This is a genomic window from bacterium (assembly GCA_018812485.1).
Taxonomy (GTDB): domain Bacteria; phylum JAHJDO01; class JAHJDO01; order JAHJDO01; family JAHJDO01; genus JAHJDO01.
In genome coordinates, this window is record JAHJDO010000101.1 from 1 (window position 1) to 12,584 (window position 12,584).

General features: G+C 39.4%; 11 protein-coding genes and 1 pseudogene. All 12 read left to right on the plus strand.

The features are described from left to right. The first annotated feature begins 163 nt into the window (after positions 1-163). Positions 164-1,654: pseudogene (locus KKC91_07985) on the plus strand (trimethylamine methyltransferase family protein). A 4-nt stretch (positions 1,655-1,658) separates the two neighbouring features. Next, a complete protein-coding gene (locus KKC91_07990) occupies positions 1,659-2,609 on the plus strand; it encodes a thiamine pyrophosphate-dependent dehydrogenase E1 component subunit alpha (GenBank protein ID MBU0478491.1) in 951 nt (316 codons plus the stop codon). Positions 2,610-2,627: 18 nt separating this feature from the next. After that, a complete protein-coding gene (locus KKC91_07995; protein MBU0478492.1) occupies positions 2,628-3,596 on the plus strand; it encodes an alpha-ketoacid dehydrogenase subunit beta in 969 nt (322 codons plus the stop codon). A 4-nt stretch (positions 3,597-3,600) separates the two neighbouring features. Continuing rightward, a complete protein-coding gene (locus KKC91_08000) occupies positions 3,601-4,167 on the plus strand; it encodes a flavodoxin family protein (GenBank protein MBU0478493.1) in 567 nt (188 codons plus the stop codon). A gap of 26 nt (positions 4,168-4,193) precedes the next feature. Further along, on the plus strand, positions 4,194-5,246 hold the full coding sequence (locus KKC91_08005) for a Gfo/Idh/MocA family oxidoreductase (protein MBU0478494.1): 1,053 nt from the start codon (positions 4,194-4,196) through the stop codon (positions 5,244-5,246). Positions 5,247-5,257: 11 nt separating this feature from the next. Continuing rightward, the gene (locus KKC91_08010) at positions 5,258-6,754 is read left to right on the plus strand and encodes a trimethylamine methyltransferase family protein (protein MBU0478495.1); all 1,497 of its coding nucleotides are present in this window, start codon (positions 5,258-5,260) and stop codon (positions 6,752-6,754) included. 25 nt (positions 6,755-6,779) lie between these two features. Then, the gene (locus tag KKC91_08015) at positions 6,780-7,691 is read left to right on the plus strand and encodes an aminotransferase class IV (GenBank protein ID MBU0478496.1); all 912 of its coding nucleotides are present in this window, start codon (positions 6,780-6,782) and stop codon (positions 7,689-7,691) included. Positions 7,692-7,715: 24 nt separating this feature from the next. Next, positions 7,716-8,729, plus strand: coding sequence for a dihydrodipicolinate reductase (locus KKC91_08020; protein MBU0478497.1), 1,014 nt, complete (start codon positions 7,716-7,718; stop codon positions 8,727-8,729). 2 nt (positions 8,730-8,731) lie between these two features. Next, positions 8,732-9,574: a polysaccharide deacetylase family protein gene (locus KKC91_08025; protein MBU0478498.1), complete on the plus strand. Its 843-nt coding sequence runs from the start codon at positions 8,732-8,734 to the stop codon at positions 9,572-9,574. Beyond that, positions 9,571-10,806: a methyltransferase gene (locus KKC91_08030; GenBank protein MBU0478499.1), complete on the plus strand. Its 1,236-nt coding sequence runs from the start codon at positions 9,571-9,573 to the stop codon at positions 10,804-10,806. Before KKC91_08025 ends, KKC91_08030 begins: the two co-directional genes overlap by 4 nt. Before the next feature lie 20 nt (positions 10,807-10,826). Next, the gene (locus tag KKC91_08035; protein MBU0478500.1) at positions 10,827-11,651 is read left to right on the plus strand and encodes a transketolase; all 825 of its coding nucleotides are present in this window, start codon (positions 10,827-10,829) and stop codon (positions 11,649-11,651) included. Beyond that, complete coding sequence (locus tag KKC91_08040) at positions 11,648-12,577, plus strand: transketolase (protein MBU0478501.1); 930 nt, start codon at positions 11,648-11,650, stop codon at positions 12,575-12,577. The genes KKC91_08035 and KKC91_08040 overlap by 4 nt, the downstream gene beginning before the upstream one ends. The last annotated feature ends 7 nt before the right edge of the window (positions 12,578-12,584 follow it).

The window sequence follows — 12,584 nt, forward strand, 5'->3', positions numbered from 1 at the left end:
ATGACTTTTCCTTTCGGTTTTTGTTGTAACTTATTATTTGAGAAGCAGTTACATTATATCAAGGCTGGAGGGGAAAGTCAAGAAATTAATGTTTGCAACTTCCTGTGTAACAGTGAGTTGTGAATTTTACAGGAGACTAAATAATTAAACAAGGGAGGGTCGTAAAATGTTAAGTAGAACAAAAAAAGAAGAACTCAGGGACAAGGTGTGTGGAATGCTCAGTAATGTAGGCATGAAAGTTGATTGCGAAGAAATGGAAAAGATTTTGCTTGGTAAGGGGTGTTCTGAAGCCACGAATAATCGTATAAAGATTCCTGAAGAATTAATTAAAGAGTTTTCTGCTTCTCAGGAAAAAAAGCTGGATAAAGAGGATGAAAAAGAATTCCTTGAAATGACTCTGGAGTTTGGCGCTGCATATACTAAGTTTCTTCTTTGGAGTGGTAGAAAAGATGTGGTGAAAAAGAAATTAGAATCAGAATTTATAACAAATATTTTTGATGATGGGCCAACCAAGCTTTATGATTACAAGGGGCATAAAGAGGTTCCAGTAAATACAGAAATATTGACTAATATGATGAAGTTGGCCCATGCAATTCCTGAAGTAGGATATGTTCCAGCCTGGTATCGCCAGGATGTGCCTCAGGAAACAGAAAGAATATCATCCTTGATTGAAGCCTTAAAACTTACGGATAAAGTAGGAGGAGTTGAGTCAATTTCTATTGGACAGGTAAAATATCTGATAGAAATTGGTGATGTTATGGGAGAAAATCCAAAAGGCTGTCCATATCTTCACGGCTCACAGTGTATGACTTCTCCTTTAATGCTTGAGGCAAGATCTGCAGATGAAATGATTGAGAGAAAAAATAGAGGTGTAGGAAGATATTATGTTGCTTCCATGATAACTCTTGGGGTTTCTACACCAGTATCGCTATCAGATTCAATCATTTTGGGAGCAGCTGAAATTCTTGGGGGAATGATAGCTGCATATTGTTTAGATCCTGAGGCGGAAATTACAGGCAGAATGATTACATCTGTCCTTGATATGAAAACTGCAAATGCAACCATGTGCAGATCAGAAGGAGCCATTGTGAATGCAGGTGTCAGGGAATTATTTGATGATTTCTTTGGCTCTCAGATAAGAACAACCCCGGATTACATGACTACTGCAAAGGTTCCTGGACTTCAGGCAGTATACGAAAACTTTTTTTCCGGAAGTGCTTTTAGTAAAGTTATGAACTTGAATGAGGCTTTTTATCCTGGTGTTGGTGTATTAAACATTGCAGGAGCAGGGTCTCCCACACAGGCAATTATGGATATTGAGATAAAAAAATCTCAATATTTTCTTAGAAAGCAATGTGAAATGAATGATGGTGCTATGGATTTTAAGGAATTCTGTGAGGGCATATCTAATGGTAAGGAGTTTCTAAACAGCGATTATACGCTAAACCACTTTAGAGACATATGGTCTCCTTCTATATTTATAAGCGGGAATGCAGAATCGGGAGATGAAAAGAGTATTCTTGATAGATGTGATGAAATATGGAGAGAAAATGTTAAGAATTATAAGCCACGAGAATTACCCGAAGAAAAAAGAAAAGCATTGGATGATCTATTAGCTAGAGCAAATAAGGAGTTATTGCGGAAGGAGGAATAATATAATGGACAGGAAAAAATCAATTGAACTGCTTGATTTAATGTATAGGATACGTCTATTTGAAGAGAGAACAATGGTGCTTTTTCGAGAGGGCTTAATAGTCGGTGCTCTTCACCATTACATAGGAGAGGAGGCAATTGCTGTTGGGGCTTGTGCTGCAGCAGAAAAAGACGATTATGTTGTAAGCACTCATCGTGGACATGGTCACTGCATTGCCAAAGGAGCTGACTTGAAACGTATGATGGCTGAGCTCATGGGCAGAGAAACAGGTTACAGCAGAGCAAGAGGCGGCTCCATGCATATTTTTAGCATTGAAGAAGGACTGTTAGGAGGAAACGGCATTGTAGGTGGTGGCCTTCCTATTGCTCTTGGTTCTGCACTTTCAGGGCAGTATAGAGAATCAGGACAGGTGACTCTCTGTTTCTTTGCTGAGGGAGCAGGTGCGCGAGGAACATTTCATGAATCCTTGAACCTGGCTGCCTTGTGGAAACTTCCTGTTGTATATATATGCGAGAATAATCTCTGGGCAGCTACTACCTATATAAATTACGGCTTACCAATAGAGAATATCGGAGACAGAGCTTCCGCTTATGGAATACCCGGGAGAGTGATAGATGGAAACGATGTAGAGGAAGTTTATAAGACTGTGGATGAGGCGATAAAGAGAGCAAGAGAAGGCAATGGCCCTACTTTAATAGAGTGTAAGACATACAGGCATTATCCGCACTGTATGGTGATACCTGATACAAGGCCGCAGGATGAGGTTATGGAATGGAAAAAGAAAGATCCTATTCCGCGTTTTGAGAAAAGGCTTCTGGAAGAAAAAGTAATAACAAAGACTGAAATGGGAAAGATTAAGGAAAAAGTCAAGAACATGCTGGATGAGGCAGAAGAATTTGCAAGAAAGAGTCCTCTACCAGGTGTAGAGACAGTTGAAGAAGGACTGTGGGCATAAAAAGGAGGTGTTTGTAATATGAGAGAATTAACATATCTTGGTGCTTTAAATGAAGCTTTAAGAGAGGAAATGGAAAGAGACGAGAATGTTTTCCTCATAGGGGAAGATATAGGTCCGTTTGGTGGAGTTTTTGGAGTGGAAAAAGGACTCTGGGAGAAGTTTGGTGAAAAAAGAGTAAGGCAAACTCCCATATCAGAAGATGCAATAGTGGGAACTGCGGTTGGAGCTGCAATGACAGGGCTGAGACCTGTAGCAGAAATAATGTACATAGATTTTGTAACATGCTGCATGGATCAGGTAACAAATCAGGCGGCAAAACTCCGTTATATGTCAGGTGGTAGGATAAAAATGCCTTTGGTTATACGAGCACAGGGTGGAAGTGGTACTGCAGAAGCAGCACAGCATTCACAAAGTTTGGAAGCGTGGTTTGTGCATACACCAGGGCTTAAGGTGGTAATGCCTGCTACAGTATATGATGCAAAAGGACTTCTAAAAACAGCAATCAGGGATGATAATCCAGTAATATTTTTAGAGCACAGAATGCTTTACAATATAAAAGACAACGTTCCGGAGGGAGAGTGGACAGTGCCGTTTGGTAAGGCAGAGGTAAAACATGAGGGAAAAGACATTACCATTGTTGCCACATCCCTTATGGTCCATAAGGCATTGGAAGCGGCAAAAGAGCTTGCTGATAGCATCAGTATAGAGGTTATTGATCCAAGAACGTTAGTTCCGCTTGATATAGATACAATTCTGAAGTCAGTAAAAAAGACCTCTAAATTACTTGTTGTTCATGAAGCTCCTACAATAGCAGGAGTTGGTGCAGAAATAGTAAGACAGGTTGTAGAAAATGCATTCGATTATCTTGACGGAGCACCACGTGTTCTCGGTGGCAGAAGTATTCCAATGCCTTACGCGCCAATACTGGAGAAAGCATGCACACCTCAGAAAGAGGATATAGTCAAACTCATAAAAGAAATGATGTGATAACATGAAAATCTGTGTATTTCTTGGCAGTCCTAGAAAAAAGGGAAACACTGCCCATGTATTAAATTGGCTCTTGGAAGAGGCGAAAAATAATGGACATAAAGTAGAGCTAGTATATCTTCAAGATCAGAAGATATCCGGTTGTAAAGAGTGTTTTGCCTGTCAGAAAATAGTTGATAGACCGGGATGTTCTATTAAAGATGACATGCAGAGACTATATCCAAAGATTTTAGAAGCAGATTGTATTTTGATTGCTACTCCTGTTTTTACGTGGTCTGTTTCTGCTCTGACAAAAGCATTTCTTGAACGAACATATTGTTTTGAGAAATTTTCTGAGGATGGTAGTTATATCTCCTTTGTAGAAGACAAGAGATGCGGGCTTATAGTAACAGCAGCTGGAGACGAATTTGAGGGTGCAGATTTAGTGGTTGAAAGCTATCGGCGGATGGTTGAGTTTCACAGGATGAAGAATATCGGGCACCTTGTGGTTGCCAATATTCGAACCAAAAAAGACCTTTTAAAACCAAATGTTAAACAGGCAGCAAGAAAATTTGCCAGTTCTATAAAATAATAAAGAAAAAGGGGGAGTTGTATTATATGGTCAACTGGGGAGTTATTGGAGCAGGAGGCATAGCAAGAAGAAGAACCATACCTGAGGGAATTGCAAAAGCTAATAATGCAGAACTTGTTGCTGTTATGGACATTGATGAAAAGATTACAAAAAATATAGCAGATGAATATAAAGTCAAAGCGTATACAAAAGAAGAAGAAGTATTGGATGATAAAAATGTTCAGGCTGTTTATATTGCTACTCCTGTTAATCTGCATTGTAAGCAAGTAATTGCAGCAGCTAATAAAGGAAAGCATATATTATGTGAGAAATCCATGGCAATGACTGTTGAAGAATGCGAGAAGATGATTGAAATTTGCAGGGATGCAGACGTAAAGCTTGGTCTTGGATATATGATGAGATTTCATACGATTCATACAAGAATTAAGGAGATAATACAACAGGGCTTGCTTGGAAGGATTGTTATGGCTAGAGCACAACTGTCCTGCTGGTATCCAGAGATACAGGGCGCATGGAGACAAAAAAAGGAGCTTAGCGGCGGAGGCTCTCTCATAGATATGGGAACACACTGTATTGATCTTCTAGAATTTATACTGGACAGTAAGGTAGCAGAAGTTACCTGTTTTACTGGCAATTTAGCTCATAAATATGAAGTTGAGGATACTGCAGTTGTACTGATGCGATTTGAAAATGGCGCACAGGGTATTGTTGACAATTGCTTCAGTATACCTGACAACTCATCAAAAAATATGCTGGAAATCTATGGAACAAAGGGAAGTATTCTGTGCAAGGGAACAATAGGACAGGGTGATGGAGGAGAAGCTATTTTGTATATTGAAGAGGAAGGGAAACAATACGATGCAGACCAAAAAAGGAAACCTGTTTCCTCTAGCGAAATAATAAACCCGAAACCGATTAATACCTATCAGGCAGAAATAGAACATTTTTCAGATTGCATTATAAACGATACAAAACCTTCTACTTCCGGTGAAGATGGCATGTGGAGCCAAAAAGTTGGTTTAGCGTGCTATGAATCAGCAAGCACAAGAAAGGTTGTAAAAATTAACAATAGGAGATAACGTTTATGCGATTGAGAATGTTAACGACAGAAGACAGGGAAACACTTAGAAATAAAGTATATAGATTACTCTGGGATGTTGGAATGAAGATTGAGCACGACGAAATCATATCTATTATGAAAGAAAAAGGGTGTAAGTTAAACCATCTTGGACGAATAATTATTCCCCCAGAGCTCATCGATGAACTTATTGCATTACAAAAAGAAACACAGGCGCAAGACGATGACGATCAAAGTCTACATATCCATTATGGGCCAGGAGTGGCTTGGACACATTTTATAATCTGTTCAAATAAAAAACAGGAAATGAAGAGAAAAATAGGTTCTGAATTCAAGATGTCCATGTTTGGTTCAGGACCGGCTAAGTTCTATGATTATCCAGGTAAAAATGTCCTTCCTGTTGACACTAAAATTTTTATTGAAATGATGAAGTTAGCTGAGTCCACACCAGGGATAGGTTATATAGGCCCCTGGTACAGACATGATGTCCCCGCCAAAATAGAAAGAATAGACTCACTTGTTCTAGCTCTCAAATATACTAATAAATATGGGGGTGGAGATGTTATGTATCCAGAACAGATTAAGTACATAAAGGAAATTTCGGATATTGTAATGCCTGATGCTTTAGGTAAAGCGCCTTATCTGTATGGATCTATAGCTGTAATCTGTCCTCTTATTATGGGAAAAAGGAATCTTGATGATTTACTTGAGAGAAAAAGAAATAATATAAGAAGATATCGTATTTCTACAATGCCTGCAATAGGCATGAGTGCTCCTTCAACTATTGCCGGTGCTGTTATTCAGGCATCTGCAGAACTTTTGGGCGGGATGGTGGCTGCATACTGCATGGACAAAGGAGGAGAAATAAGCGCCCGTGTAATTCCTAATTCTGTTGATATGAGAAATGTTAATCTAACTTCATGCGGGCCGGAAACATCACTACTGGGGCTTGGTGTAAAAGAGCTGTTTGATAGCTGTTTCGGAGGACATCTGTGGCTTGAAACATTTTTTGCAGCATCAGCCAGAGTTCCAGGGTTACAGACAGTATATGAAAATTTCTATGGAGCTTATAGATATGGGAAGCTAACAGGTATAGCAGATGTCCCATATCCCGGGTTGGGAAATATTGGCTACATGGGAGTAGGCTCTCCTACACAGGCAGTACTTGATATGGAAATAAGAAAATCCCAGTTTGATGTTAAGAATAAAATAGAAGTCAATGAAGAAGCTATGAACTTCGAAGAGCTATGTGACAGGTCTAAGAAAGGAGAAGAATTTCTAACAAGTGAACATACACTAAAACATTGTCACGACATATGGAAATCTGATATATTTCTAAACCAGTTGCCTGAAACCTGGGTAGGGGATGAAAAATGTATTCTGGATAAATGTGATCAATTGTGGAAAGAAAATATCAAGAATTATCAGCCACCAGCAATATCAGAAGATAAAATTAGAGCTTTAGACAAAGTGCTTGAGCATGCAAAAAAGGAATTATTAAATCAGTAAGAACTGACAAAAGGAGGAAATAGGAATGGAAAGACTGGTATACGTAAATGGGGAAATGGTTCCTGAAAGTGAAGCTAAGGTTTCTGTTTTTGACGTCGGCTTTCTCTATGGAGCTACGTTTTTTGAATCCGTAAGAACTTTTAAACACAAATTTTTTAAACTCGATGAGCACTTGAGGCGTCTTGAGCGGTCCTTACGCTACGCAGGGATACCTGATATTATCACAAAAGAGAAAATGGCGGATATTATGTCTCAGGTACTGGATGCCAATATTCATCTGACAGATAAGGAAGACGATATGTGGATGTGTGCAGAGGTTACACCCGGGAAAACATTCCCAATGCCTTTAATGAAACAAATAGATAAGACTCCGACCGTTATTGTTTATTCCAGTGCTATGCCGCATAGCGAGTATGTCAAATATTATACGCAAGGGAAACATGTTGTAACCTCTTTAATTAGAAATACATCCCCCCAAAATCTGGATTCACGCGCCAAGAATCGTAACAGAGTACCTCATTTCCTTGCAAAATTAGAGATTGTAAAAAAGGATCCTAATGCATTTGGGCTTTTTCTCGACCTTGAGGGAAATATAACAGAAGGCACAGGGGCCAATATCTTCTTTGTCTTAGATGGCATCTTATTCACTCCTACAACAAAGAATATTCTGAACGGTATCAGCAGACTGACTGTTATAGAACTGGCAGAGAAAATGAATATAAAGGTTATAGAGAAGGATCTTACTTTATATGATGCATATAATGCAGAGGAGGCATTCTGGACAACCAGTTCATACTGTATTCTGCCTATTTCCATGATCGATGGCCGCAAAATCGGGGATGCGTATCCGGGCCCTTATGCGAAAAAGCTCCTGGATGCATGGAGTAAGGAAGTAGAAGTTGATATAATCGGACAGGCTCAGAAATTTGCGAAATAAATAACAAAAAAAGGAGAAAACAAGGTGGATACTATTAAAATTATACAAATAGGGTTAGGCCCTCTTGGTCAAAAAATTACAAAATACATTCTGGAAAGAAGAGGACTTGAAATTGTAGGAGCAGTAGACCCTGCACCTGATAAGGCAGGCAAGGATTTAGGAGAGCTCTGTTCTATCAACAAACTGGGTATACAGATTTCTAAGTCACTGGATGCTGTAATAGGGAACTCCAAGCCTGATGTTGCCTTATTGACCACGGTCTCAGATATGGAAAGAATTACCCCGCAGATTGAAGAAATCCTATCATACAAAATCCCAATTGTTTCTACTTGCGAAGAATTATCATTCCCATGGGAGACCTCTCCTGAACTGGCAAAAAGGATTGATGAAGCAGCAAAGTCCCACAATGTTTCAGTTCTTGGGACAGGGGTAAACCCTGGATTTCTTATGGATTTTCTGCCAATTGCAATGACAGGAGTTTGCCAGGATGTTAAAAGCATAAAGGTTTCAAGAATACAGGATGCTTCCTTTAGAAGAATTCCGTTTCAGAAAAAGATAGGTGCTGGGCTTACTTTGAAAGAATTTGAGGAGAAAAGAAAGGCGGGGACTCTGCGCCATGTTGGACTTAGAGAATCAATGCATATGATTGCAAGCAAAATGGGATGGAAGCTCTCTAGAACAGAAGATATTCTTACGCCTGTAATCGCAGAGCATGATATAAGAACAGATGTTATGAAGATATCCAATGGTATGGCCCGGGGAGTCCAGCAGATTGGCAAGGGTTATGTTAATGGAGAACAGTTGATCACGCTTGAGTTCAGAGCAGCTATTGGCGAAAAAAACTCGCATGATACAATCCAGATAAAAGGAACTCCAGATATAAACTCAACAATAGAAGGAGGCATTAACGGAGATATAGCCACATGTGCTGTAACTATAAATGCCATAAAATCAATTCTTGATACAACCCCGGGACTCAAAACAATGGCGGATGTTCCAGTGGTTTCTTTCTTTGACAGCTTGGAAAGGATTTCATAATTATGATATGTCTAACAGGTGATATTCACAATGCTTCCCTGAGGATAAACGACCATAAATACATAGAAGATCCAGAAGATTCAGATGTTAAAATATCCTGCAGATATCTGAAACTTCTGGAGAAATACGGGATAAAAGCAACGTTTTATGTAGTGGGAAAAACGCTTGATGAGGAGTGGGAAGATTTTAAGCCGATAGCAGATTCGGAGCTAGTGGAAATTGGCGGTCACACTTATGGAGGTTTGCCTATAAGTAAACTTTACCGGCTGTGGTGCAAAATAATGGGCAAGCCCCCCAGATCGCACTCTCATACACAGGGTTCTCGTTTTCAGCAGAAAAACGACATACAAAAAATGATAGATGTAGTAAAAGCCAGGACAGGTAAGGATATCGTGTCATGGCGCAGTCATGGTCTGGTTTCTGATAAAAGCACCTATCCTCTGCTCTCAGGGATGGGAATCCGGATGATTTCCGATGACCTAAACTGGAACAAAATCTACCCTGAAAAGACGAAAGAGGGGCTGATTTCTCATCCTATGAATGTCATCATGGACCATGACCATGTTTATCATGCTCATAGGACAAAGGAGTATGTTGACAAGATGAAAGAAAACTGGCCCTGGCCCGATGATCCTACAAAGGAATCATATGCAATTGAAGAATGGGCAAAGATAGTTGAAAAACAAGTTCTTGGTATTGAGAAAAAAGGAGGCGTTGCTACTATACTTATGCATCCTCTATGTATGTATCTTGCGGATAAATTCAAGACTGCAGAGAAATTGTTTGAGGTCTTTTCCCAGTACAAAACAATCTGGGCTCGTGAAATACCTGAGTATCTAAAATGACTTCACGGGAAAGAGTAAAAAAAATATTGAATTTTGAAATGCCTGACAGGCCTGCTATAGATCTCGGGTCAACAAGAATGACAGGTATTTCTGCATGGATATACAGAGAGCTAAAGAGACGCCTAGGAATAAAATCTGATGAAGTTAAAGTATTTGACATGAGTCAGATGCTCGCAGAAGTTGAAATGGAAGTTCTTGAGGAGCTGGGATGCGATTTTGTAATGTTACCCATGCAGATTTTACCGCTTGAGCTCTCATATGGTGATTGGAAAGATTATAAATTCTGGGACGGACAAACATTTAAAGTACCGGCAGAGTTTAATCCAAAGGTTTTAGAAGATGGTACATTAATTGTCGGTAATGGACGTAATTGGGAGAAAGAAACTCGGCGTATGCCAAAAGGATGTAGGTATCTTGATAGAATAGAATATCCTGACATTAAGACAATGGATTTTGACATATCTCATATAGACAAAAAGGACTGGGTGTTTTCAAAACCTCTTTCAGACGAATTTTTAAAAACAGAAGAAAATAATGCTAAAATATTAAAACAATCAACAGATAAGGCTATTGTGTCTTCAGGGGGAATATCGGGAGCATGGGGAATGCCAGCAGGATATGGAGGGGTTATAGGATGGGGAATAAAGATGGCTCTTGACCCAAATCATGCAAAAGAACATATGATGGCAGAAGCAGAAGCATTGTCCAAGCGTATAAAGTTATATTTAGAAGCAGTAGGTAATTACATTGATGTTATAGTTGTAAGTGGTACTGATTTCGGAGCACAAAAAAAGGAACAATTTAATCCCGATTTATTTAAAGAATTCTTCGTACCTGCGTGGAAAATGGTAACAGATACAATACATAAATTTGCTGATATAAAAATATTTATTCATTCATGCGGATGTGTGAGGGATCTCATCCCCTACTTTATTGATGCAGGTGTTGATATTTATAACCCGGTTCAATGGTCTGCAGATAATATGGATCGAGAGGAGCTTAAAAAAGAGTTTGGCAACAAGATAGTATTCTGGGGCGGAGCAGTCAATACGCAAAAAACATTTCCTTTTGGTACATCTGATGAAGTGAGAAAAGAAGTGAAAGAAACTATTAATATACTCGGCAAAGGTGGAGGTTATGTAGTTAATCCAGTACATAACATACAACCAGACGTACCAGTTGAAAATATAATTGCGTTGTATGAGACTGCAAAGAATTATAGATATAGTTAATAAATAGGAGATGAATTATTATGAATTCTGACAAGATTGAAGATTATAAAAGACTGGCTACTCAAATCAGGGTTGATGTTCTTAAGATGATATATAAGGCAAAGAGCGCTCATATAGGCGCTTCTTTCTCGATGGCAGACATACTTGCAGTGCTGTACGGAGGCATCATGAAGGTAAACCCATCTGATCCCAAATGGGAAGATCGTGATAGATATGTACAGAGCAAAGGGCACGCTGCAGCAGGTCTTTATGCAGCGCTTGCAGAAAAAGGGTTTTTCCCAAGGGATTGGCTGGAAACCTATTATCAGGATGGAGGACATCTTATGGGGCATGTATGGCACAAAGTCCCTGGAGTAGATGTATCCAGTGGTGCTTTAGGTCATGGACTTTCCATAGCATGCGGAATGGCGATTAACGGAAAATATAAGAAGAAACAATATCGAGTTTTTGTTATGCTCAGTGACGGAGAATGTGATGAAGGTTCGGTATGGGAAGCAATTATGTTTGCTCCACAGCATAAACTTGATAATCTTGTTGCTATAGTTGATTATAACAAACTTCAGGCGCTTGGCACAGTGAAAGATGTTCTTGATTTAGCTCCTCTTGCAGACAAATGGAGAGCGTTTAACTGGTCAGTAAAAGAAGTGGACGGACATAATTACAAAGAAATTGATGACGCATTATCAAGTGCTCCTTTTGAACAGGGAAAGCCAAGCTGCATTATAGCTAATACAGTAAAAGGAAAGGGTGTAAGTTATATGGAAAATAAAGTAGAGTGGCATTATAAAAGTCCGGATGAAGGACAACTAAAACAAGCTTTTTCAGAATTGGGGGTGACGGAATGAGACCTGCATTTAATAAAACACTTGTTGAATTAGCAAGAGAGGATGAACGCATATTTCTGGTACTAGCGGATATCGGGTTTAACGCAGTCGAACCGTTTGCAAACGAGTTCCCTGACAGATTTTTTAATGTTGGTGTAGCCGAGCAGGATATGACAGGGATAGCGTGCGGATTGGCTCTGGAAGGCAATATTGCTTTTACTTATACAATAGGAAATTTTGTGAGCATTAGATGCCTTGAACAGGTGCGCAATGATGTATGTTATCACAATGTAAATGTCAAAATTATAGCGATAGGCGGTGGTGTTGCCTATGGCGCGCTGGGCTCCTCGCATCATTGCGAGCAGGACCTTGCGATTATGAGGTCATTACCAAACTTAATAGTTCTCTCTCCTGGAGATGCTGTTGAAACAAGACTTCTAACGCGTGCAATAACAGCACATAACGGGCCGTGCTATATGAGAGTTGGAAGAGGAAAAGAGGTTGTAGTTCATCAAAGTGACCCGGACCTAGAGATTGGTAAAGCAATTACTATGCGAGAGGGAAATGACTTAACATTAATTTCAACAGGAGATATGCTGCCCTATGTTATGGATGCTTCTGAGTCCTTAGAACAAAACAGAATTAATGCACGTGTCTTAAGTATGCACACAATTAAACCTTTAGATAAGGAAGCCATAATATCTGCTGCACACCAAACAGGTGCTATTATAACAATAGAGGAACACAATATACTGGGTGGTCTGGGGGGCGCAGTGGCAGAAATTCTGGCTGAATCAGATTGTCCTAAAGTCACTTTCAAAAGGATGGGTTTAAATGATGCATTCTGCAAGAAAATTGGTTGCCAGAAATACCTGAGGAAGGAATATGGCTTATCAATTGAGGATATTGTAACTACAGCAACATCAGTTATTAGTAAAAAACAATAAGGAGAGA

Bases quoted from the DNA above. Each gene is read 5' to 3' on its own strand.
- KKC91_08025 (MBU0478498.1), top strand. From the start codon at position 8,732: ATGATATGTCTAACAGGTGATATTCACAATGCTTCCCTGAGGATAAAC.
- KKC91_08040 (MBU0478501.1), top strand. From the start codon at position 11,648: ATGAGACCTGCATTTAATAAAACACTTGTTGAATTAGCAAGAGAGGAT.
- KKC91_08035 (MBU0478500.1), top strand. From the start codon at position 10,827: ATGAATTCTGACAAGATTGAAGATTATAAAAGACTGGCTACTCAAATC.
- KKC91_08005 (MBU0478494.1), top strand. From the start codon at position 4,194: ATGGTCAACTGGGGAGTTATTGGAGCAGGAGGCATAGCAAGAAGAAGA.
- KKC91_07995 (MBU0478492.1), top strand. From the start codon at position 2,628: ATGAGAGAATTAACATATCTTGGTGCTTTAAATGAAGCTTTAAGAGAG.
- KKC91_08000 (MBU0478493.1), top strand. From the start codon at position 3,601: ATGAAAATCTGTGTATTTCTTGGCAGTCCTAGAAAAAAGGGAAACACT.
- KKC91_07990 (MBU0478491.1), top strand. From the start codon at position 1,659: ATGGACAGGAAAAAATCAATTGAACTGCTTGATTTAATGTATAGGATA.
- KKC91_08030 (MBU0478499.1), top strand. From the start codon at position 9,571: ATGACTTCACGGGAAAGAGTAAAAAAAATATTGAATTTTGAAATGCCT.
- KKC91_08015 (MBU0478496.1), top strand. From the start codon at position 6,780: ATGGAAAGACTGGTATACGTAAATGGGGAAATGGTTCCTGAAAGTGAA.